A 22,133-nucleotide genomic window follows, 5' to 3' on the forward strand; every position below is an offset into this window, starting at 1 on the left:
GCAGCCACGCTCCCGGTGGTCTCGCCGGTTGTCGGTGCGGGGCCGGCCCGCACCGACAACCTGGCGGGGTGTTCAGACCAGGGTGGTGATGCAGAACGGGTGGCCCGCCGGGTCCAGCAGGACCCGCCACCGGTCGGGTTCCGGCTGGACCGTCGGCTCGACGGCCCCTTGGGCGAGCAGCCAGGACTGTGCCGCATCCAGGTCGTCCACGCCCAGTTCGATATGGGCCTGCTTCCCCTGGGAGGGGTCCGGCCAGGTGGGGCGCCGGTAGTCGGCCAGGCGGTTGAACCCCAGTCCGGCCGAGCCCTCCTGGCCGAGCAGGACGAAGTCGTCGGTGGAGTGGACGACGGGCAGGCCGAGGACTTCCCCGTAGAAGCGGGCCATTTCGGCAGGGTCGTGGCAGTCGAAGGTGACGGCCGCGAAGCGGAACGCGGGTGTGGAGGTGTTTGCAGTGCTCATGCGGCAGAGGCTAGGACGGGACCAGGACAGATACGGTCCTGGTCCCACGGCCTTGCTCGGCTCTGGTCATACGCGATACTTCCCGCTGTGATCAGCACCTCGGCCCGCCTGCTGCGACTGGTGTCCCTGCTGTCCGCGCGCCCTTCGTGGACCTGCGGTGAGCTGGCCGACCGGCTGGCGGTCACCGAGCGCACGGTGCGCAGGGACGTCGCCAGGCTCCGGGAGCTGGGTTACGGAGTCGAGTCCGACCCCGGCCCCTGGGGCGGCTATCGCCTCAGGGCCGGGAACCGGGTGCCACCGCTGATCCTCGACGACGAAGAGGCACTAGCCGTGGCGGTCGGATTGCGGGAGGCGGCGCTCAGCGGCGTTCTCGGCGGCGAACAGGCCGCGCTGTCGGCATTGCTGAAGCTGCGTCAGGTCCTGCCGTCGCGGATCGCCGACCGGCTCGCGGAGATGGACGCCGCTTTCGTGCACACCCCCAGACCGGATGAGCCGCAGATAACGCCGGGCATGCTGCTGGAACTGGCCACGGCCTGCCGCCGGAGCGAGCGAGTCCACCTGTCGTACCGCGACAGGGAAGGGAGGGCCACGACTCGGGACGTCGACCCGTACCGACTCGTGCATACGGGACGCCGCTGGTACTTCGTCGCCCGGGATGTGACGCGGGGCGAGTGGCGGACGTTCCGGGCGGACCGGGTGGCCCACATACAGTCCACCGGGCACGCGGTGGAACTGCGCGACCCGCCCGACCCGGCTCGCCTCGTCTCCCATTCCATCGCGTCCGGCACCTACCCCCTCTATGTACGCGTCCGACTTCCGCTGCCCCTGGAGGGAGCACTGCGGCTGGTGCCACCGACGGTCGGCAGCCACCGGCCGGACGGCCCCGACGCCACCGTCGTCGACATCGGCGGCCCCGACGCCGACGGGCTCGCCCGCTACCTGCTCAGCCTGGCCACTCCGCTGCGGGTCCTGTCCCCGGACGAGGTGCGGGAGGCGCTGCTGCGTCGTACGCGGGAGTTGCTGGAGGTCAATGGGGTGGCCTCCGTGGACAGCGAAGCGCTTCGGGGACGGCGTCATCGTCCATGACACTCGTGTGCGCTGACGGAGCTGGTCGCGCAGTTGCTGTTGGCGGGATAGCTGGTACGGAGACCAGCCCCGCGTACGTCACGGACGAGGCCTTCACGGACTGCCGCGCCGCCCGGCGCGATCCCCGCACCGTGCACGCCATGTGCGAGGACTGGGCCGGACTCACCGTGAACCGGCGGGCTGACGAGGCCGACAAGACCATCGGGCGGACGCTGGCCTACCCGGTCCTTGTGGTGTGGGGTACAGGTGACGATCGGGCGCCGAGCGACGCCCTCGTCCCTTTCCTGCCCCGGACGGTGTGAGGGCTCCGCGGCGATCAGACGCCGGCCCTTGCAGACAGCACGATCCCGCCGGTTCCCCTTTCGCCTGCGGGAGTTGGCCGGCTATCGGCCCTTGTCCACCCCTCACCAGAGAACGCCTTCGCTCATTGTGGCAAGATCGCCGGATGCTACGACTTACCGACTTCATTATCGATTGCCCGGACACCATGAAGCTGGCGGCCTTCTACTCCGAGGTGACGGGCCTCCCGGTCAAGGAGGGCAGTAACGAGCACTGGGCCGGTATCCAGTTCGGCGAGATCGAGCTGGCCTTCATCCAGGTGGCGGACTACCGCGCCCCGCAGTGGCCCGACAGCGAGCACCCCAAGCAGTTCCACCTCGACTTCGAAGTCGACGACATCGAGGACGAACAGCGCCGCGTCCTGGCCCTCGGCGCAACCCTGCAGCGGGACTGCATCGGCCCCAACGGCTACGGTTTCCGCGTCTACGTCGACCCCATCGGCCACCCCTTCTGCCTGTGCCGCAACAAGGGTGTCATCTGGACCGACCAGGGCCCCATATGGCCCAAGCACGACTCGCAGGCGTGAGTGTGGTCGCGGTTGACGAGGTGCTCATGACGTCAGACGGGGTCGGAGGGCGTCATGAGTCGTCCTCCGACGCCAGGTCCTGTTCGAAGCGCGGGTAGACGGGGACGTCAAGGAGTCAGCCGCGGTCGCCTCCGGGTCTGGGCGAGGGCTCGGATGAGGTCGTTCTCGTTGTCCCAGGTCCACCGGGGGCAGGCGGTACTACACCGGGCACGGGCAGACGGCCACGTTCTAGCCGATGAGGGTTTCTTTGGGTCGCACTATGCAGAACTCGTTCCCCTCGGGATCGGCCAGGACCGTCCATGACTCGTCGCCGTTCTGTCCGACGTCCGCCCGGCGGGCGCCGAGTGCGAGGATGCGCTCGATCTCGGCCGCCCGGTCCTCAGCGGCGGACGTCAGATCAAGGTGCAGCCGGTTCTTGACGACCTTACGGCCCGTCACGGGCATGAAGCAGATCCCCATTGGTGCGGTCACGTCCGGACCGATGACGACCTCTCGTTCCCGCTCGGACAGGATTCGCCAGCCCAGCACCTCGGCCCAGAACCGGGCCAGGGCGGGCAGATCGTGGGCGTCGATGACAATGTGATGCAGGGAAACGGGCATGCCGACCAGTGTGCCCCGGCGATCGCCCGGACGGGTGCCGATCGGCATACGAGCGCGGCACTGCCTGGCGAGCCTGGATTCCAACCTGCGGCGGCAGCGCCAGCTGATACTTGGTCAGCATCGCCGCCGAGGACCGGGACGACGAAGAGGTCCTCAAGCCCACCGCGCACGCCGCCGCAACCTCCGACTCCGCGCGGTGGGGCTGGACCAGTGCGCGGAACGCGGCACCGTCGCCGGCCCGTGCCTTCGACATCAGGTCGCCGGTCGCCTGGAGGGAGGTTGCGAAGCTGAAGCGCACGGTCAGCGGTGGGATCCGCGTTCACGCCACCTCCCAGCTCGTGCGCCCGCTGATCCCGGACCATAGAGAGCCGGGTAACCGTCCCATACCGGAGCATAATCCTCCAGTTGGTGATGGCCGAAGTTGCTCCCTGCGAGGTCTCGCCTCCCGAGGAGCGTGCTTGCATATGTTCATGATCGTTAATTTGCAGGAAGCACCCGAGCCGCGGACATACCTGGACCACATCCTGGAGCACTGGCACAAGGACGAGGACGCCGAGGCGCTCGTCCAGGGGACGCAACGACTGACGCGGCGAGAGGCTCGGCAACGCCTGTTCAGCTTGGGGCACGCGCTGAGGCGGCAGGGTCTCGCTCCGGGTGACGGTGTGGGGTTGTTCCTGGCCAACCGCGTGGACTCCGTCCTGGTGCAGCTCGCGGTCCATCTCATCGGCTGCCGCGTGGTGTTTCTGCCGCCCGAGCCGGGCCCCGGCGAGCTCGCCGCGCTGGTCGAGCAGTCCAAGGCGCGCGCTGTGGTCACCGACCCCGTCTTCGCGGCACGCGCCGCGGACGCGGCCGGCCGCAGCGCCCATGCACCCGTGTTGCTCAGTGTCGGTCCCTGTGAGCAGCAACCGTGCACCAACCTGCTGGCCGTGGCGGCCGAATGCCCTGTGGCGTGCCCTGAAAGCCTGCCGGTCCCGGCACCGTACGAGGCCGTCACCGTCCTCTACACCGGCGGCACCCTGGGCCGCCCCAAGCTCGCCGCCCACAGCCACCGGCTGTACGACGTTCTGCTGGAGGGCATCGAGGACGACGGGCTCAACGCTCCTACCACGGGTTTCTTCCCGGCCATGGAACCGCGTACGGACCGGGTGCTCGTCTCCACGCTGCTCACGCACGCCAGTGGCCACCTCACCTCGCTTCAAGCACTGGTGACAGGGTGCACCCTCGTCGTGCTGCCCGAGTTCGACGCGGACGCGGCCCTCAAGGTACTGCGCGAGGAGCGGATCACCGCCACGATGTTCGTCCCGCCCATGTTGTACGCGCTGCTCGACCACCCGAAGTGTGCGGCGGGCGCCCTCCCCGCGCTGCGGCGGATCGTGGTCGGTGGCGCGGCTTCCTCGCCCAGTCGGCTCCAGCAGGTGGTCGAGGTTTTCGGGCCCGTACTCAGCCAGGGCTACGGGCAGTCGGAGGCGCTGGGCATCGCCGCGTTCGACGCGGAAGACCTCGCCTCGCAGGCAGCCCTCCGGCCCGAGCTCTGGCGCAGCTGCGGCCGCGCGATATCCGACACCGAGATCGAGATCCGTGGTGAGGACGGTTCGGGCGTGCTTCCCACCGGACAGGTCGGCGAGGTGTGCGTGCGGGGCAAGGCCGTGATGCTCGGCTACTACGAGGATCCGCAGCGCACCACGGAGGCGTTCCACGGCGAATGGCTGCGCACCGGGGACCTGGGCTACCTCGACGCCGAGGGGTACCTCTATCTCGTCGACCGGGCCAAGGACATCATCGTCACCGGCAGTACCAGCGACAACGTCTACTCCCGGGTCCTGGAGGACTTCCTGCTCACCCTGCCCGGTGTGCTCAACGCGGCGGCCCTGGGGGTGCCGGACGAGGAGTACGGGGAGGCCGTCCAGATCTTCCTGGCCACGGCCGCGGGTGCTGAGATCGACCCGGACGAGGTCGGCGCCGCGGTGACCGCCGAACTGGGAGACCTGTACACGCCCCGTAAGACGGTCCTGCTCGACCGCCTGCCGATGACCAAGGTCGGCAAGGTGGACAAGAAGGCGCTGCGGGCCGCGTATACGAATACGGTTACGAGTACGGCCGTGGATACCCCGTAGGCGCCGCTGCCGTCGAGGGCATGGACCGGCCCCCGTGGAGAGCCGTGCGGCGGCCTGCGGAAGGGCGCCCGCCAACTGAGACCGCGTCAGGTCTGTCGGTGTCGGCAACTCCCGGTCAGGTGCCGGTGACGGCCGGAACGGGGTCCGAACCGGGGGTTGAGCCGATGATCTGTGCGAGCAGGTTGAGGCCTGGACGGCCCACGTCGCGGGCGTTGGCGCTGAGGATGACGACCGCGGCCCGATGCTCGGGGGCTATCGCCAGCAGGCTGCGGTAGCCGCCGGTGCCGCCGGTGTGGAACAGGATCCGGTGCCGGCCGCGAGGCAGGTGGGCCGAGATCCAGCCGGGATGGACGGCGGCCCTGGCGTTGATGCGGTGGGCGGTGGTGTGGGTGAGGGCGATGGCTTCGGCGAGTTCTTCGGGGGCGGGGCCGACCTGGGCGCGGGCCAGCGTGAGCAGGTCCGGCACCGTGGAGTGCAGGCCGCCGGCGCCGGCGAGCGCGGCCAGGTGCCAGGGTGGGCGGGGGCGGCCCGTGCGGGAGTGGCCGGGGGCCAGCCGTGCGGTGCGTCCGGAGTCGAGAACCACACGTGTGTCGGTCAAACCGAGGGGCCGGCAGATCTCGGTCTGGATGAGCGTGTCGTAGTCGGTGCCGGTGTGGCGTGCCAGTGCGAGCCCGAGGAGCCCGGCACCCAGATTGGAGTAGTGGAAGCGGGTGCCGGGCGCCGACCGCAGACGGGTGCGCCGCAATCCGTCCAGCAGGAGTTCGGCCGTGCAGCCGGCGTAGGGGTCCGAGCGGAACAGGCCTCGCGTCAGGAGGCCTTTGGGCAACCGGGGCAGGCCGGACGTGTGGCAGGTCAGGTGGGCCAGCTTGATGACCTCACCGCCGCGTTGCGGAGCCGTGATGGCGCGGGGCAGCAGGTCGCGAAGCGGTTGGTCCAGCCCTACGGCGCCGCGCACGGCGAGCTGGGCAAGGGCCAGAGCGGTGAACGTCTTGGTGACGGAACCGATCTCGAACAGCGTGCCGGGGTCCGCGCCGTGCACGGCGGACTGCCCGCCCCGGAAGGCCCCCACCACCACTGCGCCACGCTGTCGGGCGCCGAGCCGCTCCGCCGTTCGTCGTGCCAAATCATCGACGAGCGAGGGCATGATCGTCAGGCCTCCGTCCGGCCGAACAGGCGCCGGCCGCCGTACTTCTTGTGTACGGCCTGCTTTGAGACCCCCAGCGCTTCGGCGATCTGCGTCCACGTCGTGCCCGCCACCCGCGCCCGGTGGACGAGAATCTCTTCCTGTCCTTCCAGGCGGCGACGTAGTGCGGCCGCCTCGCGCAGCGCTTGGAGGGAATCGGCGTTCTCGGTGATCGACGAGATGTCAACTCCAGTCATGAGTCAACTTTAGTTGACCCTTCTCCTGGTCGTCAACCTAAGTTGACTGCAGCGGTGAGGCTGCGGCGTGATCCGTGCTACGGCGCCGAGCGCGGGCGTGCCTCAGGGTGGGCCCGGGACACCGCTCGGGCCCACCCTGAGTAGCCTCCGGGTCTCAGGAGCAGCTGGCCAGGAGGATGGAAATCACGGTGCAGTCGGCCGTGGAGCTGTCGTTGACGGCGTTGGGGTCGGTCGGCGTCGATGCGCTGCGGTGGCTGGTCACCGACACGCGGCCGAGTGAGAGCAGATGCAGGGGAATGTCGAAGGACTTGGTCGCACCGGCACCGCTCGCGATGGCTCCGTACGTGCAGGTGACGGTTTCTGCGCGGGCGGTGCATCCGGCAGACAGGCCTGTTGCGGTCGCACCCCGGGGCAGGGAGGCGGTGATCGTGGCCGAGGCGACGGCGTCGGGCCCGGTGTTGGTAGCCGTGAGGGTGTAGCGGAGGTAGGGCACCAGGAGGCCCAGCTGCGGCTTGGCCGTGACGTGCACGCCGATGTCGGCGGAGGACGGGGTATAGGTGATGGCCACCGAGCCGTCGCCCGCGTGCACGCCCGTGTGGAAGACGGTGCCGACCGGACCGTACCCGCTGCCTCCGCCGCCGCCTGCCGAGCCGACGGTCGCGGAGGGGCTGTTCAGGATGCCGCCGCCACCCCCGCCACCGAACCAGCCCCCGCCTCCGCCTCCTCCGCCGGTACCGCTGGCACCGGCGCCGCCCGTGCCTCCGAGGGCCGGGGATCCGGCCGCCGCGGTATCGGCTCCGTTCGCGCCGAGTCCGCCTGACCCGCCCGCACTGGCAGTGCCTGCGCCGCCGCCTGTCGCCCCGTCGCTCCCGTCGCCGCCGGCGGTACCGCCGGCGCCGCCCCCGCTGCCGCCCGTTCCGCTGACCGCGGTGCCCATCCAGTTACCGCCACCTCCGCCGCCACCGGCCACCAACAGCCGCTCGCTCGGGCTGTTGCCGCCCCGGCGTACATCCGAGGCGCCTCCTCCGGCGCCGCCATCGGTGTCCGGATCAGTGCCCTTGCCCGCCGCGCCCGAGCCGCCGTAGCCGCCCGAGCCGCCGACGTTGATCTGGAGGACCTGCCCCGGCGTGACCGTCAGCCGACCCTGGGCCTCCCCGCCCAGTCCGCCCGCGCTGCCGCCCGCCGGCCCGTCCTGGCCCTGGGCACCGAAGGCGTCCACACTGATCGAGTACACCCCGGCGGGCACGGTGAAGGACTGCGCGCCGCCCGTGTAGGCGAAGGTGACCGTCGTCGCGGCCAGGGCCGGGGGAGCGAGTGCGACCAGCCCGGCGCCGGTGAGCGCGAGCGCGACCGTGCCGGGCAGAACCAGCGTGGTCAGGCGCCCGGTCAGACCGCCTCGGCGCCGTCGCGATGTCGACGATCTGCCTTCGTGGGCGCAAAGAGTTCTGAGTGACACGGGGATTGTTCCCCTTCCATGAGGGCTGCGGCTCTGCCCCGGCGGCCCCCCTCGGGCCGACTGGACGCGGCAGGCCGCCATGGCCCACCGCCCGCTCCTGCCCCAAGCATGAACGGACGCCGGCCCGGTGTTCCGTCCTCGTCAGTGCTCCGCCCGTGGCCTTCTGGCCGCGCCCCACGCGGAGATCCTGAGGTGAGTCCGCTGCATACCGTTCACAGATCAACGAGCATGCCCGGCCGGAACTCTGGCCGAAAGGAGTCAACAGGCCACAGTCACGGCGGACCGTGACTCACTTCCCGGTCCATCACTCACCACATCCCGTCCGCCGCTGCGGCCGGCACCCCTACTTGGTCGTCTGGGCGGGGTAGACCTGTTGCCTGCGGTGTTGATGTCGTAGGAGAGGTTGAAGACAGCGGCGTCACCGGGCTTGAGGATGGTGACGCGCGGTTGGGCGTGGCCGCGCTCGATGGGGTTCGAGGTGTGGTCGGCGTCCTTGATGTCGACTCCCGCGAAGCCGGGTGGCCGAGCAGATGGCCGACCCCCGGTTGGCCATGGTGATGTCGATCCTGCCGGAGACGTTGTCCGGCGCGGCGTTCTCGGCGCTGATGGCCAGGTCCGCTGTCTTGCAGAACGTGGTCTTGCCGTCGCCCTTCGTCTTGCCGCCGCTCTTTGTCTCTTGCGTCAGCTCCTGGTGCCGCCGTGGTTCTGCAGGACGTTGAGGGCGCTGTCGAAGGCCGAGTCCCTCTTCTTGTCGAATTCCTCTTGGGTGAAGACCGGCTCCTTCAGGTGGGGCGGAATACCTGTGCCGTCGAAGGTCCGTCCCGACGGGGTCAGGAACTCCTCGTTCGGCAGCCAGGCGGACATGCCGTTGGGGAGCTTGCGGAGCATGACGTCCGAGAAGACGCCCTGTGTGGGCTGTCCGATCCGGATAGTCGTGCCGGGCCGGTTCATGAGGGCCTGGGTGAAGGTCTCCCCGGCGCTGACGGTGGATCCACCGGTCAGCAGGGCGATCGGCCCGGTGTAGCGGGGTCCTGGGGCGGGCGTGACATAGACGGGTTGAGGGCGAGTGTGCCGGGCGGGGTCGGTGGGGTCGTTGCGGGCCCGCTTGGAGTAGGCGAGGTAGGAGGTGTCGGTCAGGCGCTCGGCGATGTGGATTCCGAGGGCGTCGGAGCCGCCGCCGTTGATCCGCAGGTCGATGATCAGGCCCTTCATGCGCTGGGTGCGTTCCTTGCTGAGGACGGTATCCAGCGCCTTGTCGAGTTCGGCCAGCTGGGCGGTGTAAGGGGCACGATCGCCCGCGTAACCGCCGAACCCGGAAATTCGCACATAGCCCTGCCCGCCGGGGAGGTCGGCGTGGGTGATCCGCCCGTGGGCGAAGTCCTGGACGTTCCGGGCGGCCCCGAGGTCGTGCGCCACGATGAACGTCTTGACCTCGGTGTCCAGCTCTTCGGTGGGCAGGACGGTGCCGGGGCGAACCTGAGCGAAGACGCGCTCGCCGTCCTGGATGGCGACGTGGGCGTCGTAGAGCGGCCTGACCATCTCACTGAAGACGGCGTAGAGCTCATCCCTGCTCGTCTTCGCATGCACCTTGGGCCGGTACCGGTCACGTACGGCGTGCCAGTCGATGCCCTTGGCTGAAAAGAAGGGGTAGTTCTCCTCGAAGGAGTGCCAAAAGACGTCAAAGGCGGCGAGCGGGCCCTTGGGAGCCGGACGCGTGCAGGTGCCGGGCAACCCTGGAATGCGGCTCAGGTTCCGCTCACCGACGGACCCCTCCGCACGCAGGGACCCGCGGTCGCGGCCTCCCTCGGTGCGCACCGTCAGGACAGTGCCGTCGCGCATGGTGTACGTGCCGGGGGCGGTCCGCTGCGCGGAGTCACCCTTGAGACAGCTGACGGCCGTCGTCTGGTACTCCTGGAAGGTTCCGTTTCGGATGGACAGCACCGTGCCGTAGCCGTCCATGCGCCAGAACCCGTCGGCGGTCGGTTGATGGGTGGCGGCGGTGGCGGCCGGCGCGGCCTGGCCGGCGAGAGCCATGGCGACGGCGGTGGCCGTGACAATACGCACGTTCTTGCCTTCTCGATAGGCGGCTTTCTCTGGACAGCCTCACGATCGCCGACGCGACATCCTCAGGGCCATCCGGCTGCCCGGTTGATGGAAGGTGGGGTCAGCCCCATTACTGGGCACTGACCGGCGGTGCGCTTAGAGGGTCAGTCGGCGGTCATCAGGCGGGTGTGGAGCAGGTCTCCCTCGGGGCCGTCGTAGATCCCCAGCCGCACCCGGCCGGTCTCGCCCGGCTTGAGCGGGCGGTCCATCCCGTCGACGGGCTCGGTAAGCACCGCCGTGTAGCGCTGCGGTTTGTCGTTGCAGGTGACCTGCCTGCCCTTGAGTTTCATGGAGAAGTCGGTCCCCGGGGCCGTCAGTTGGATGACGAGGGTGCGCGGCGGGCCGGGGTGGCACCGATAGGTCAACTCCACGGTGGTCGGCGCGGTCAGCCGGTTCACCATGATGAACTCGGGCGCCGGGTACGGCTTCCCGCCGGCCTGCGCGGGAACAGCGGTGGCGGCTGAGGCGGCCATCACCGTGGCGACGACGATCTTTCGTATGTGCACGGGTTCCCTTGTTCTGTTGTCCAGACAGTGGGTGATTGCCGCGATGTGATTGTGGTCCGCCGGTCGCCGAGGTCACCAGACCGAGAGCCATGGGAACGGAGCCACAGGCGGCATCCGTGCCGGGTTCCCGGTATGCATCGGACACTCCGGAACGTTCCGGATTCCCTGCCCTGCCCTCCTGTGCGTGACTGAGCGCGGACAACTTTCGGCAGTCCATCAGTGCACGAGTCCATCAGGTCAATGCGAACGGTTCAGCGGGGGATGGAGGATCAGTTGGCTACTCAAGAAGCGCGGCAGATGCGGCTGCTGGTTATCGCGGGTGCGTTGGGTGTCGCCCTGCTCTGCGCGGTACTCGCAGTGGATCTGACCGGTGCCAACGAGACGGCGGTGCCGAGCCTGCCGAAACCGTCGGGGATACCGACCGACCTGCCTCCGCTGCCGTCGATGCCGCCCTTGCCGTCCACTCCCGACGGCGGTGGCCTGCCTTCCGGATACCCCACCGGTCTGCCCACGGATCTGCCGGACCTCCCGACAGACTTCCCGACGGATCTGCCGACGGGCTTCCCCACAGACTTCCCGACGGGGCTGCCGACCGGTCTGTCGGGAGGTGGCTCGTGAGTGCCCGGCGTCCTGTGGCCGTCAGAGACGACCCTGTGCTGCGGAGCCGAGCCCTGCTGATCGCGCGGCTGGCCATCGCGCTCTACTTGATCGAACTGGCCCTCAATCTGATCCGGCCGCACCTGTTGCCGGACGAGCCTGCCCTGTCCATCTTCTATCGGCTCCCGGGGTCATCCGGTTCGGTGGGCCAGCTGCTGTCCATGCCCCGGCTGGTCTTCTGGACGGTGATCGCAGGCATCGCGGCCGGGGCGGCGGTCCAGATCTTCGCAGCACTCAGCCGCCGCAGGACCGCGGAGCGGGACGGACGGCGCGCGATCGTCCTGACCTGGATCACCCTGGGGTGCCTGCTGCTGCCGTTCGGACTCATCCCGTTGATGGTGGTGATCTCATACTTCCCGGTCACACTGCTGTGTCTGCCCAGCACGGCCCTGGTGTTGTTCCTGCTGCGTGCGAGCGTGCAATTTGCCCGGCTGTCATGGACAGCGATACTTCTGGCCTTCGGCTGGGGCGCTCTGATCGTCTTCGGCCTCGGCCGCGCCTATACCAGCCTGGCGTTCGGCACCGCCTACGGCTTCCTGGGACCCAAGGCCGGGACAACGGACCTCAGTGGCTTCACCAAGAGTCTCAGCCACACCATGGACCTGGTGGTCGTCCACCTCAGCGTTGCCAATGGTCTGGTGATCGCGGCGGGCGTCGCCCTGCTGTTGATACTGCTGCGCCATCGTGTCACGGACGCCGTGACGGGCCTGGTACTCGGCGCGACGGTAGGTCTCGGTTACAACTTCGTCGAGAGCATCCTCTTCATCAAGATCTACGGCAGCCTGGGCGCGTTCCTCGGCCCGACCGGCGGTTTCGAGTACTGGATCCGTCAGTCCATCGGTGTGCTGGGCGGACAGGTGACGTTCGGGGCCCTGATCGGGGCCGGGCTCGGCGCCGCCGCCGGATCCCGGCGGCGCGGCAGGCCCATCGCGGCGGGACTGCTCGCCGGAATAGGCGGTGCCACCGGGGCCGAGACGCTGTCCGGTTGGATGGCTGGGCAGGTGAGCGAGCACGTCCGGACCGGCAGCACCCTGGACACACTGGTGGTATCACCCTTCTTCTGGCTGCTGCCCCAACTGCCTTTCATGGCGCTGGCGGTGGCCATCCTGGTGACAGGGCTGCGGTCCCGAGCCGTCCTGCTGCACGAAGCACTGGCGGCCGAAGCCGCGCCCGCAGGACCCGTCACTGCGGTTGAGATCCCTGTGCTGGCCTCCGCAGCAAACAGGTGGTGGACGCTGGTCCGCACATGGCGTCTTCACGGACGGCGGACGGTATGGTCCCTCCACCGCCTCCAGTCCGCTCAACTGGACCTGGCCGGCTGGGTCGCCGCAGGTGATGCACAAATGACAAGTGAGGGGGACGAGTTGAGGGCACAGGTGATGCGGGCCAAGGGCGAGCGCAGGGCGGTGCAACCGTGAGGCGCACCGCACGCGGGTTCGCCGCGCGACTGGCGGTGGTCGTGGTCCTGGCGTTCGGTGCCGTACTCCCGACCGCGCCCACGGCATCCGCCTGCAGCATCGGGGTCGGCTACAAGCCGTCCGTGACGCTGAAGGACCTCCGGGAGCACCGCACCTGCTCCAGCGCCACCTCCGCGACCGGCGCGGCCGTCGTCGCCGTACTGGCGCTAGGTGCGCTGGCCACGGCGGGTGCGCTCGTCGTCCGCCGGGTCGAACGGGAGGTCGGCGACCGGCAAGCCGACGGCCTCCACACTGGCCAGGCCGCCGTACTCACCGAGGCCCTCGCTACAGGCCAGGCCGCCGTACTCGCTGAGTACCTCGCGGCCACCGGCGTCGTCCCGCTGACGGAGGAGGCCGATCATGCGGCGTAGCCTCTCGCGCCTCGGTGTGCTGCTCGCCGCCCTGCTGACGATGCTCGTCCCCGCCGCCGCGCCGGGACACCGCAACGCCGCGGCTGCCGCGCAACCTTCCCCCCAGCCCGGTGGCACCGCCTCTGCGGCGCAGCCGTCTGCCCACCCCGGTGACAACGGTCCTTTCGTGATCCAGGCCGGGCAGTCCCCGACGAAAGACCAACTCCAGGAGATGGCTGAACAGATCGTCGGCGATCCTCTCGGTGAGGCCCTCCATTTGTTCAGGCAGCGCTTCAATCTGCTGCCCAAGGATCAGCGCCCGGTGAACACTCAGGTGGTGTACTTCACCTTTTCCTGGATGGAGACGAAGGACACCGACCTTCCGGCCTGGGTCCGGGAGCGCTACCGAGACTTCATGAGCTGGCTGCCCCACGAGATCGGCTCACCCACCACCAAGCCCGCATGGCAGTATGCGGTGGCCGCGAGCATGCTCGACGCCGAGAACTACGCCAACGACCCGCTCTTGGAGGAACTCGGCGCGTACGCGACGGACGCCTACGGGAACGAGCAGGTCCTGGAACTGGCCACGGGCAGCCTGGGCGAGGGACGACACTCCGAAGACGCCATGAACGAGTGGTTCGAACGCACCATGACGAACATCCTGCGACACATCGCGCGCACCGGCACCGAACGCGCCGAGATCGACAGCGCCGTTGGCGTGATGAAGAAACACGTCGGCGCCGGGATCGCCGGCCAGCGCGGCTTCTGCAACGCGTGCGCCCCCAAAATGGCGAAGTGGGGTTACACCTTCCCCAAACGCCTGTTCATCACTCCCTGGGACGGTTACAACACCCCACAGGCCAAGCTCGCCGGTACCACCTTTCAACGGCTCAGCCAACCGCTGCAGACCGCCTACGGCAAACATGCCGGTGAGCAGATCGACAAGGCTCTCCACAAGGTCGGCCTCACCGCCCCGTGCACGCCCGTGAACAAGCCGCAGGCGGTGAACCCCGACTCCCGCCTGATGGCCTCACCCTGCGATGAGAGTGAGGGGGGCGGCCTGGCGGGAACGCTGGGCAACGACCAGAACGGGGGCATCGACCTCTCCAGCCTCCAACTGCGCTACCTCTCCGACGACGGCGACGCCGCGGTGCAGTACGCCTTCTCGGGGCAGGCTGCCGCGGGCGGGCAGATCAGCGATCCCCGCACCGGGCGTCAGGCGCTGACCGACAGCATGGCCGCGCTGCGGACATGGCTGGCGCTGAGCCCGGACAAGTTCTGGGTCAATCTCAATCCCGCTGAACCGGACCGCATCATCGACGCACAGCTGGGCCGCACCGATGCCGGCCGTGCCCTGCTGGAGGCGGACTGGCAGATGAAGCAGACCCAGGGGAAACTGCTGGACCCCAAGACCGAGTTCGGAGCCGAATACTGGCGGCGGCTCGGTATGTCAGGCACCCCTACCTGCTACTCGTCGCGCATGTGGATCGTTCCCGGCACCGTCGAGGTGCGTCAGGACGGCTCCTCGCTCTACGTCCTCAAAGCCACGCTCGACGTCAAGGCCAAGGCCGAGAAGGTGGCCGCCCTCGGGCAGGCCACCTGCAACGCCGATCCTCAGGAGACGGCGCGCCACGCGCGGGCCGAACAGGACATGCTCGTACCCAGGATCGCGAAGGCGGTGAACACGGCACCGGAATACGCGCCGCTGCGCCAGGTGTTCCTGGCTCGCGTCGTGGCCCAGTGGATCCGTGACCGGCACGACAAGGGCCAGGCGACCGCTTTCGACAAGCTGATCGGCTCCGGCGACGTTGGACCCGCCGCCCAGGAGGGGCACTGGCGGCCCCGACAGGTGTACGACGCGTACCTGCGGTCCATCCGCGACGGGGCGTTCACGTACGCGCGGACCACGCGCGTCGGTGACAAGGTCGTCACCTACATCGTGCGCACCGGCGGGGTCGACTTCAGCAAGCTGAGCTCGACCAGACTCGGTGCCGCGGACATGAACCGTCTGGCGCCCGGGCTGTCCCAAACCATCCAGAAGTCCGCACACCAGCCGGTCAAGGCCGCCGATGGCACCGTCTGGCTCGGTGATACGGCGGAGGCCACACCGGTCAGTGTCTGGGACCGCATTCTCGCCTTCGCCCGCAGCCGCACCGGTATCCTCATCGGCCTGCTGCTCGCCCTGGTAATCCTGCTGTTGTTCGTCCGTGACGGCTCGGCGTTCCGACGCCGAAGGACCCTTTGAATCCGCGAGACCCGCTCTGAGCCTTGCAGCGCGTAGCCTTTGAGGAATCGAGAGCTGTCCTGGAGTGGTCTCATGGAGTTCACGTGGCGTCGGATCGGGGAGCAGGACTTCCCTTTGTTGCGTAGGTGGCTCCAGCAACCCCATGTGAAGCGCTGGTGGAATCACGAGACCACAGCGGCAGCGGTGGCGCGCGACTTCGGTCCCGCCGCGCGAGGCGAGGAGCCCTCGGAGGACCTCCTTGTTTTCCTCGACGGGCGACCAGTCGGTCTGGTCCAGTGTTCACGCCTGTCCGACTACCCGGAGTATCTGGCAGAGCTGGCGGCCATCGTTCCTGTGCCTCATGACGCGATGACCATCGACTACCTGATCGGCGATCCCCGCCAAACCGGCCAGGGCGTTGGAACGGCGTTGATCCAAGCCGTCATCGTACGCATGTGGACCGAACAGCCCCTTGCCTCGTGCGTACTCGTCCCTGTGGTGGCGGCCAATCGCCGCTCATGGCGGGCGCTCGAGCGAGCGGGGCTGCGCCGGATCGGTGTCGGAAACCTACAGCCGGACAACCCAGTCGATGATCACACCCACTACCTCTACCGCGTCGATCGGCCGGGGTGCTGAACGACCCTGTATGCGTGGTGGTAATCAACTTGCTGTCCGCCTGGGCGGGCGGGCAGGGTCTGGATGATGCTTGAACTACGCACTCTGACATCGGACGACTGGCCCCTTTGGCGGGAGTTGCGACTGGCCGCGCTTGCTGAGGCGCCCTCTTCTGCCCGATGGCATGGGCAGGGAGCGAGTCATGGCGAAGAGGTTGGCTGCCTTTTGAGGATTGGGCCGACTGGTAGGCGCCGACATCCCCACCTGCGTGGACGGCGCCCGTGCTGAGGAGATGGCCGGGTGGCCCGGGTGACAGGGGGAATCGGCGACTTCGGCCTGGTGTTGTCGGGAGTATGGGTGATACCTCCCGCTACCGTCCTGCCGAGTCCGAGTCCGAGTCCGAGTCCGAGTCCGAGTCCTTTGCCGTACGCGAACGCCTTGCGGCGGACCGCGCCGACACGCTCGCACGGGCAGCCGCGCTCAGCCGTGACTTCGACGGAATCGTCGCGGCGAACGCCCTGATCGCGGTCGACGACGAGCACGACCCCGAAGGAGGCACCACGGCCTTCGAGCGGGCTCACGTGGCTTCCCTGATGGCGGCGGCGCGCAAGCACCTGGAAGAGCTGGACCGGGCCCTGGAACGGCTGGAACGCGGCCAGTACGGGCGGTGCGAAATCTGCGGCGGGACGATTCCGCCCGAACGTCTGGAGATCCGTCCGGCCGCGACCCACTGCGTCGGCTGTGCCCGCACGGACCCGTGATGGCCGCCAAGCCCAGCCTGACACCGGTGGGTGCCTGGCAGTACCTCAAGACCCGCCCGGGAGAGCCGCCCCATCCACGGTCGTGGCATGAGCGCGTGTGGTCCCTGGGTGCTGGGCCGGCCGCGTATTCGGCGGACGTGTGACCGTCGACCGCTCGCGTGCCGTCGGCGACCGCGTGGGCCCGCTCGACGAGTTCCAGGACCGCCGTGACGCTGGTTGAGGTGCGGCCGCACTCAGACGTATACAGATGCCTCGGCATCAGCCGCCTTGAGGGGCTTGTCGCGTGCCTATCAAGCCATTGACCCCACGGGCCGACCGCTGCAAGGGCCCTTGTCCGGTCCTCGCTGCTGACCCAGCCCCCCGGGCCGTAGGCGCATGCCAGGCGCCTGGATGCCTCCTCGAGCCGCCCCGGGTGTGGCACCTCCCGAGCCGTAATCCTCTGGGCCATGAAAGCCTTTCAGCGGTCTTTATGCCGTGTTGATCAGGGAGTTTCTCCTCAGATCTTCATCACGTCTGAAAATTCCTGCATAGCCTTGCGCAAGGCGGAACGGCCTCACAAGGATGGCGCCCGTCAGGGCCTGACAGACCTTTCAGACATCGTCCGTCATCATCCGAAAGGGCATTCCTCATGGACCGCAGCCGTCCTCGCATCCGCCTGCGCCTGGGCTTCGCAGCCGTACTCGCCCTGCTCCTCGGGGCGCTCGTGGCTCCGCCGGCGCTGGCCGCACCTTCCAGCGGAACGAACCAGAGCTCCATCGTGGCAACGTTCAACGTCACCGCGTACACGCAGTGGGGCCAGCAGGTATTTGTGACGGGCAACCGTCCGGAGCTCGGGTCGTGGAACCCCGACAAGGCGGTGCCGCTCTCCTCGGCCGCCTACCCGACCTGGTCGGCGACCGTGATCCTCCCGGCCAACACCACTGTGGAGTACAAGTACATCGTCAAGGCCGTCAACTCCCCGGTCCGGTGGGAGAGCGGCCCCAACCGCACCACGGTCACCCCGCCCACAGGCACCTACATCACCCACGAGACCTTCCGTAACTGACCGCGCGCAGGGAGGGCCGGGCGCGCACAGCGCCTGGCCCTCCGCCGACGGCGCAGCGACAACTGACATCTCTCCCACCCTCGTCAGGAACGCGCGAGCCGTCCCGCGAGGTAGGGCGCGGTGGCGCTGCGGCGGGCCCTGGCCACCTTGGCCGGTGGCCCCGCCACGACCACCCGGCCGCCCGCGTCGCCGCCGCCCGGTCCGAGGTCGATGACCCAGTCGGCGGTGGCGATCGTGTCCAGGTCGTGCTCGACCAGGACCACTGTGTTGCCGGCGTCGACGAGCCGGTGCAGCTGTCGCAGCAGCAACGCGATGTCCGCGGGGTGCAGCCCGGCGGTCGGCTCGTCGAGCAGGTAGAGCGCGTGCCCGCGGCGCGCTCGTTGCAGTTCGGTGGCCAGCTTGATGCGCTGCGCCTCACCACCGCTGAGTTCCGTCGCGGGCTGGCCCAGCCGCAGGTACCCCAGTCCCACCTCCCGCAACGTTTCCAGGCTGCGGGAGGCGGCGGGGACGGCGGACAGGAACTCGGCGGCGGCGTCGACGGACAGCGCCAGCACCTCCGCGATGTTCTTGCCGTGGTGGGTCACTTCCAGCGTTTCGGCGTTGTACCGGGCGCCCCGGCAGGTCGGGCACGGCGCGTAGGTGCCGGGCAGGAACAGCAGTTCCACCGCGACGAATCCTTCGCCCTGGCAGGTCTCGCACCGCCCTTCGGGCACGTTGAAGGAGAACCGCCCGGCCGAGTACCCCCGCGCCCTGGCCTCGTCCGTCGCCGCGTACAGCTTGCGTACCGCGTCGAACATCCCCGTGTACGTGGCCAGGTTGGACCGGGGAGTCCGCCCGATGGGCCGTTGGTCGACCCGGACCAGCCGGTCGAACGATTCGACCCCCGACGCGTCCTGGACGTCGACCTGCAACTGCGCCTCGGCGGGCTCCTCGGGTACGAGTCCGAGGTGGCCGCGGACGACCTCGGCGAGCACCTGCGTCACCAGCGTCGACTTTCCGGAACCGGACACGCCGGTCACCGAGGTCAGTACGCGGAGCGGTACGTCGACGGACACATCGCGCAGATTGTGGCGGGAGACGCCGCGCAGGTGCAGCCAGCCCTGCGGTGTGCGCGTACGGTGAACGAGCGGCTGGGCGCGCCCGAACAGGTACTGGCTCGTGGCCGACTCCCCGACCCGCTCGAGACCGGCGACCGGGCCGCTGTACAGCACGCGTCCGCCGCCCTCGCCCGCGCCGGGGCCGATGTCGACCACCCAGTCCGCTCGCCGTACGACGTCCATGTCGTGCTCCACGACGAACAGCGAGTTGCCTGCCGCCTTGAGGCGCTCCAGCACGTCAAGGAGCGGTTCCGCGTCGGCCGGGTGCAGGCCTGCGGAGGGTTCGTCAAGGACGTACACGACGCCGAACAGTCCCGAACGCAGCTGGGTGGCGATGCGCAGGCGCTGTGCCTCGCCGGGTGACAGGGTGGTCGAGCGGCGCCCGAGGCTGAGATATCCGAGGCCCAAGCCGAGCAGCACCTCGACCCGCGCGACCAGATCGCCGCAGAGGCGGACCGCGACCTCGGTCGTCTCTCCGGATCGGGCGGTCGACGTGGTGGCGTCGGCCCTGGATCGCCCCGCGACGGGCCGCAGCAGCTCCACGACCTCGGTGAGCGGCATCGCGTTGATCTCGGCGATGGAATGTCGGACGAAGGTCACGGCGAGTGCTTCGGGCCGCAGTCCGCTGCCACGGCATTCGGGGCAGGGCACACTTCTGACGAAGCGGAGCGCCCGTTCGCGCGTCTTCTCGCTCTTGGAGTCGGCGAGGACGTGCCTGACGTGCTTGCGGGCACTCCAGAACTTGCCCTGGTAGCCGTAGTCGACGCGGTCCTCCTCCGGCTCGATGTATACGGAGGGCTGCTCGTCGGTGTACAGCAGCCAGTCCCGGTCCTTCTTTCTGAGCCTGTGCCACGGTCGGTCGATGTCGATCCCCAGGCCGTTCACGACGCTGCGCAGGTTGGCGCCCTGCCAGGCGCCCGGCCAGGCGGCGATCGCCCCCTCTCGGATGGTCAGCGAGGGGTCCGGGACGAGCAGGTCCTCGGCGACGTCGTGCACGACCCCCAGTCCGTGGCACTCCGGGCAGGCGCCGGCCGCGGTGTTGGGGGAGAACGACTCGGCTTCCAGCCGTGCGGCCCGGGGCGGATAGGTGCCGGCGCGGGAGTACAGCATGCGCAGCAGGTTGGACAGCGTGGTGATGGTGCCGACCGTCGAGCGCGAGCTGGGCGACCCGCGTCGCTGCTGGAGGGCCACGGCAGGTGGCAGTCCGGTGATCTCCCGCACGTGCGGTGCGCCGACCTGTTGCAGGAGCCGGCGGGCGTACGGTGCTACGGACTCGAAGTAGCGCCGCTGGGCCTCCGCGTAGAGCGTGCCGAACGCGAGCGAGGACTTGCCCGAACCGGAGACGCCGGTGAAGGCGACCATCGCGTCCCGCGGCACGTCGACGTCGATGTTCCGCAGGTTGTTCTCACTGGCGCCCCGGACATGCACGAAGGGGTCGCTGGCGTCCTTGTTCACCGTTCCTGATTACCTCATCGCGCCGGGCCCCGCGCGACAGGCACCGTCACCGGCACCCGCTCACACGACCATCCGGCGAGTCCCGGTGTGAGCCGCTCGCAGCGAACTGCCGAGGAGTGCTTCACCGTCGGAGGCTGCGCCGGGAAGGAAACGGCCGGTACGTCTCGGTCTTGTGAGCCGTGGCGTCGGCTCACAGCCGTGACGACCTGGTGACACCATGCGGTGGCCCTGGTGGTGTCATACGGTGCCACGTGGCACCACCCGATGGCACTTTCTGTCGTCAGCAAGGGTGATCGGCGTGCCTCGTGTTCCAAGGGATCGACTGTTTCCTTTGCCTTCCCAGTCCAGAGGTTGTTGAGCGCCTAGTGTCAGTGGGGTGCCAGAAGCGCTTGCATGTGGCATCACTGTGGTGCCATCATGGCGTTATGGACCTCACCCCGTATGTCGAGACCCTTCGCCGTGAACTCGCGGTGGCCGCCGAAGCGGGCGGGCAAGACGCTCGCGCGCTGGCGGAGCGGCTGACCGCTCCGCTGGAATCGGCGACCCGGTTGGTCATGCTCAACGTGCTTTCCGCCGCGATGGACGAGATCACCCGTGACCTCGCCCCCGGCTCCGTCGACGTACGGTTGCGCGGTCTCGATCCCGACTTCGTGGTCACGCTGCCGTCCACCGACCGCCCTGCTCCGGTGGCCCCGGCCCCACCCGCTGAACCGTTTGCGGCGCAGGCGCAGGCGCCCGGCGACGGCGACGACGGTGGCACCGCCCGCGTCAATCTGCGTCTGCCGGCCCACCTGAAGTCGCGCGCCGAGGAGGCCGCGGGCCGTGAGGGGCTCTCGGTCAACGCGTGGCTGGTGCGGGCGGTATCGGCCGCGGTCGACGGCGGTGCACGGACGCGTACGGCGGAGAAGGCCCAGACCGTAGGACAGAGCTTTACGGGCTGGGTGCGCTAGCCGCACCCGCTCCGCCGCAGTTCGCCACGTCACCCCATCACGTCTCCCGCCAGCGGGAACGCCCCGAAGACCCAAGAGGACGGGACAGCCATGCCTTCCTTCGACACTCCCGAACCGATCTCGGCCACCGCGCACGTGGAGGCCGGTTCCATCCAGTTCACCGCGGGCGGCCGCTCCGACACCGTCGTCGAGGTGCGGCCCCGCGACCCGAAGCGGGACCAGGACGTACGGGCGGCCGAGCAGACCGAGGTCGCCTGTGCGAGCGGCGCACTGACCATCCGGACGCCCAAGGGCAATCTCTTCGGCCTTGGCCGTACGGGCACCGTCGACGTCACGGTCGAGCTGCCCACGGGCTCGCGCGTCGACATGACCGGCGCCTGGGCCCAGGTGCTGGGGGAGGGGCGGCTCGGCGAGGTCCGCGTGAAGACCTCGTCCGGCGACGTGCGTCTGGACACGACCGGGCCGCTGCATGTGAAGGCCTCGCACGGCTCGATCACCGTCGAGCGCGTCGAGGGTGAGGCCGAGATCACCACCAGCTCCGGCAGTCTGCGCGTCGGCCTCGTCGACGGCTCGGCCGTGCTGAAGAACTCGCACGGCACCACGACCGTCGACGCCGCGACCGGCGAGCTGCGCGTCAGCGGCGCCAACGGTGACATCGAGATCCGGCGCGCCGAGGACTCGGTCACCGCCACCACCGCCCACGGCACCCTGCGTGTGGGCGAAGTGGCGCGCGGGGACGTCCAGTTGGAGACCTCCTACGGTGCCATCGAGATCGGCATCCGCGAGGGCACCGCCGCCTGGCTCGACGTCAGCTCGAACGCCGGACAGGTGCGCAACACGCTCACCGCGTCCGAGAGCCCGGAAGAGACCGAGGACACCGTCCAGGTCCGCGCCCGCACCCGCTACGGCAACATCGACGTCCGCCGCGCCCGCGGCTGAACACCGGCGCCGCG

General features: G+C 69.2%; 21 protein-coding genes. 13 read left to right on the forward strand and 8 right to left on the reverse strand.

The features are described from left to right. Positions 1 to 72 precede the first annotated feature (72 nt). The gene (locus ACZ4MU_RS09345) at positions 73 to 459 is read right to left on the reverse strand and encodes a VOC family protein (protein ID WP_467873054.1); all 387 of its coding nucleotides are present in this window, start codon (positions 457 to 459) and stop codon (positions 73 to 75) included. 87 nt (positions 460 to 546) lie between these two features. Between ACZ4MU_RS09345 and ACZ4MU_RS09350 the strand changes: the two genes are divergently transcribed. The 3 genes from ACZ4MU_RS09350 to ACZ4MU_RS09360 all read left to right on the forward strand — a co-directional run bounded on the left by ACZ4MU_RS09350 (position 547) and on the right by ACZ4MU_RS09360 (position 2,410). Beyond that, positions 547 to 1,545 (forward strand): helix-turn-helix transcriptional regulator, encoded by a 999-nt coding sequence (locus ACZ4MU_RS09350; protein ID WP_467873057.1) that lies wholly within the window; start codon positions 547 to 549, stop codon positions 1,543 to 1,545. A 5-nt stretch (positions 1,546 to 1,550) separates the two neighbouring features. Further along, positions 1,551 to 1,847 (forward strand): hypothetical protein, encoded by a 297-nt coding sequence (locus ACZ4MU_RS09355; protein ID WP_467873059.1) that lies wholly within the window; start codon positions 1,551 to 1,553, stop codon positions 1,845 to 1,847. Positions 1,848 to 1,990: 143 nt separating this feature from the next. Next, positions 1,991 to 2,410 (forward strand): VOC family protein, encoded by a 420-nt coding sequence (locus tag ACZ4MU_RS09360; RefSeq protein ID WP_467873061.1) that lies wholly within the window; start codon positions 1,991 to 1,993, stop codon positions 2,408 to 2,410. A 228-nt stretch (positions 2,411 to 2,638) separates the two neighbouring features. Here the strand turns inward: ACZ4MU_RS09360 and ACZ4MU_RS09365 are convergent, their stop codons facing one another. Beyond that, positions 2,639 to 3,010, reverse strand: a complete 372-nt coding sequence (locus ACZ4MU_RS09365; RefSeq protein WP_467873063.1) for a VOC family protein — start codon at positions 3,008 to 3,010, stop codon at positions 2,639 to 2,641. Positions 3,011 to 3,474: 464 nt separating this feature from the next. On the opposite strand from ACZ4MU_RS09365, the gene ACZ4MU_RS09370 reads away from it, so the two are divergent. After that, positions 3,475 to 5,124, forward strand: a complete 1,650-nt coding sequence (locus ACZ4MU_RS09370) for a class I adenylate-forming enzyme family protein (RefSeq protein ID WP_467873065.1) — start codon at positions 3,475 to 3,477, stop codon at positions 5,122 to 5,124. Between the two features lie 115 nt (positions 5,125 to 5,239). Here ACZ4MU_RS09370 and ACZ4MU_RS09375 read toward each other — a convergent pair whose 3' ends face one another. From ACZ4MU_RS09375 to ACZ4MU_RS09395, 5 genes are all read right to left on the reverse strand, one after another. Then, positions 5,240 to 6,268 (reverse strand): serine hydrolase domain-containing protein, encoded by a 1,029-nt coding sequence (locus ACZ4MU_RS09375; protein ID WP_467873068.1) that lies wholly within the window; start codon positions 6,266 to 6,268, stop codon positions 5,240 to 5,242. 5 nt (positions 6,269 to 6,273) lie between these two features. After that, positions 6,274 to 6,504 carry a hypothetical protein gene (locus ACZ4MU_RS09380; protein ID WP_467873071.1) on the reverse strand — a complete coding sequence of 77 codons (231 nt, stop codon included), beginning with the start codon at positions 6,502 to 6,504 and terminating at the stop codon, positions 6,274 to 6,276. A 154-nt stretch (positions 6,505 to 6,658) separates the two neighbouring features. Continuing rightward, the gene (locus ACZ4MU_RS09385; protein WP_467873073.1) at positions 6,659 to 7,960 is read right to left on the reverse strand and encodes a glycine-rich protein; all 1,302 of its coding nucleotides are present in this window, start codon (positions 7,958 to 7,960) and stop codon (positions 6,659 to 6,661) included. 681 nt (positions 7,961 to 8,641) lie between these two features. After that, positions 8,642 to 10,024: a S41 family peptidase gene (locus tag ACZ4MU_RS09390; RefSeq protein ID WP_467873075.1), complete on the reverse strand. Its 1,383-nt coding sequence runs from the start codon at positions 10,022 to 10,024 to the stop codon at positions 8,642 to 8,644. A gap of 143 nt (positions 10,025 to 10,167) precedes the next feature. Further along, the gene (locus ACZ4MU_RS09395; RefSeq protein ID WP_467873078.1) at positions 10,168 to 10,569 is read right to left on the reverse strand and encodes a hypothetical protein; all 402 of its coding nucleotides are present in this window, start codon (positions 10,567 to 10,569) and stop codon (positions 10,168 to 10,170) included. Positions 10,570 to 10,830: 261 nt separating this feature from the next. On the opposite strand from ACZ4MU_RS09395, the gene ACZ4MU_RS09400 reads away from it, so the two are divergent. The 7 genes from ACZ4MU_RS09400 (at position 10,831) to ACZ4MU_RS09430 (ending at position 17,678) form a co-directional block, all read left to right on the forward strand. Continuing rightward, on the forward strand, positions 10,831 to 11,187 hold the full coding sequence (locus ACZ4MU_RS09400; protein ID WP_467873080.1) for a hypothetical protein: 357 nt from the start codon (positions 10,831 to 10,833) through the stop codon (positions 11,185 to 11,187). Positions 11,188 to 11,222: 35 nt separating this feature from the next. Next, a complete protein-coding gene (locus ACZ4MU_RS09405; protein ID WP_467873082.1) occupies positions 11,223 to 12,644 on the forward strand; it encodes a PrsW family glutamic-type intramembrane protease in 1,422 nt (473 codons plus the stop codon). After that, positions 12,641 to 13,054 carry a hypothetical protein gene (locus ACZ4MU_RS09410; protein WP_467873085.1) on the forward strand — a complete coding sequence of 138 codons (414 nt, stop codon included), beginning with the start codon at positions 12,641 to 12,643 and terminating at the stop codon, positions 13,052 to 13,054. The genes ACZ4MU_RS09405 and ACZ4MU_RS09410 overlap by 4 nt, the downstream gene beginning before the upstream one ends. After that, positions 13,044 to 15,278: a hypothetical protein gene (locus ACZ4MU_RS09415; protein WP_467873088.1), complete on the forward strand. Its 2,235-nt coding sequence runs from the start codon at positions 13,044 to 13,046 to the stop codon at positions 15,276 to 15,278. The genes ACZ4MU_RS09410 and ACZ4MU_RS09415 overlap by 11 nt, the downstream gene beginning before the upstream one ends. A 72-nt stretch (positions 15,279 to 15,350) precedes the next feature. Then, entirely contained in the window at positions 15,351 to 15,893 is a 543-nt protein-coding gene (locus ACZ4MU_RS09420; protein ID WP_467873090.1) for a GNAT family N-acetyltransferase, read from the forward strand. Between the two features lie 332 nt (positions 15,894 to 16,225). Beyond that, the gene (locus tag ACZ4MU_RS09425) at positions 16,226 to 16,633 is read left to right on the forward strand and encodes a TraR/DksA family transcriptional regulator (protein ID WP_467873093.1); all 408 of its coding nucleotides are present in this window, start codon (positions 16,226 to 16,228) and stop codon (positions 16,631 to 16,633) included. A gap of 628 nt (positions 16,634 to 17,261) precedes the next feature. Continuing rightward, on the forward strand, positions 17,262 to 17,678 hold the full coding sequence (locus ACZ4MU_RS09430; RefSeq protein ID WP_467873095.1) for a carbohydrate-binding module family 20 domain-containing protein: 417 nt from the start codon (positions 17,262 to 17,264) through the stop codon (positions 17,676 to 17,678). An 83-nt stretch (positions 17,679 to 17,761) separates the two neighbouring features. Here ACZ4MU_RS09430 and uvrA read toward each other — a convergent pair whose 3' ends face one another. Further along, complete coding sequence (uvrA, locus tag ACZ4MU_RS09435; protein ID WP_467873098.1) at positions 17,762 to 20,230, reverse strand: excinuclease ABC subunit UvrA; 2,469 nt, start codon at positions 20,228 to 20,230, stop codon at positions 17,762 to 17,764. Positions 20,231 to 20,655: 425 nt separating this feature from the next. On the opposite strand from uvrA, the gene ACZ4MU_RS09440 reads away from it, so the two are divergent. Together ACZ4MU_RS09440 and ACZ4MU_RS09445 are read left to right on the forward strand one after the other, a co-directional pair. Next, positions 20,656 to 21,180, forward strand: coding sequence for a hypothetical protein (locus tag ACZ4MU_RS09440; RefSeq protein ID WP_467873101.1), 525 nt, complete (start codon positions 20,656 to 20,658; stop codon positions 21,178 to 21,180). 90 nt (positions 21,181 to 21,270) lie between these two features. Further along, positions 21,271 to 22,119, forward strand: a complete 849-nt coding sequence (locus ACZ4MU_RS09445; protein WP_467873104.1) for a DUF4097 family beta strand repeat-containing protein — start codon at positions 21,271 to 21,273, stop codon at positions 22,117 to 22,119. The last annotated feature ends 14 nt before the right edge of the window (positions 22,120 to 22,133 follow it).

It is taken from the genome of Streptomyces sp. NPDC026377, from assembly GCF_055567715.1.

Bases quoted from the DNA above. Each gene is read 5' to 3' on its own strand.
- ACZ4MU_RS09415 (WP_467873088.1), top strand. From the start codon at position 13,044: ATGCGGCGTAGCCTCTCGCGCCTCGGTGTGCTGCTCGCCGCCCTGCTG.
- ACZ4MU_RS09375 (WP_467873068.1), bottom strand. From the start codon at position 6,268: ATGCCCTCGCTCGTCGATGATTTGGCACGACGAACGGCGGAGCGGCTC.
- ACZ4MU_RS09380 (WP_467873071.1), bottom strand. From the start codon at position 6,504: ATGACTGGAGTTGACATCTCGTCGATCACCGAGAACGCCGATTCCCTC.
- ACZ4MU_RS09445 (WP_467873104.1), top strand. From the start codon at position 21,271: ATGCCTTCCTTCGACACTCCCGAACCGATCTCGGCCACCGCGCACGTG.
- ACZ4MU_RS09360 (WP_467873061.1), top strand. From the start codon at position 1,991: ATGCTACGACTTACCGACTTCATTATCGATTGCCCGGACACCATGAAG.
- ACZ4MU_RS09370 (WP_467873065.1), top strand. From the start codon at position 3,475: ATGTTCATGATCGTTAATTTGCAGGAAGCACCCGAGCCGCGGACATAC.
- ACZ4MU_RS09400 (WP_467873080.1), top strand. From the start codon at position 10,831: ATGGAGGATCAGTTGGCTACTCAAGAAGCGCGGCAGATGCGGCTGCTG.
- ACZ4MU_RS09420 (WP_467873090.1), top strand. From the start codon at position 15,351: ATGGAGTTCACGTGGCGTCGGATCGGGGAGCAGGACTTCCCTTTGTTG.
- ACZ4MU_RS09430 (WP_467873095.1), top strand. From the start codon at position 17,262: ATGGACCGCAGCCGTCCTCGCATCCGCCTGCGCCTGGGCTTCGCAGCC.
- ACZ4MU_RS09425 (WP_467873093.1), top strand. From the start codon at position 16,226: ATGGGTGATACCTCCCGCTACCGTCCTGCCGAGTCCGAGTCCGAGTCC.
- ACZ4MU_RS09365 (WP_467873063.1), bottom strand. From the start codon at position 3,010: ATGCCCGTTTCCCTGCATCACATTGTCATCGACGCCCACGATCTGCCC.
- ACZ4MU_RS09440 (WP_467873101.1), top strand. From the start codon at position 20,656: ATGGACCTCACCCCGTATGTCGAGACCCTTCGCCGTGAACTCGCGGTG.
- ACZ4MU_RS09345 (WP_467873054.1), bottom strand. From the start codon at position 459: ATGAGCACTGCAAACACCTCCACACCCGCGTTCCGCTTCGCGGCCGTC.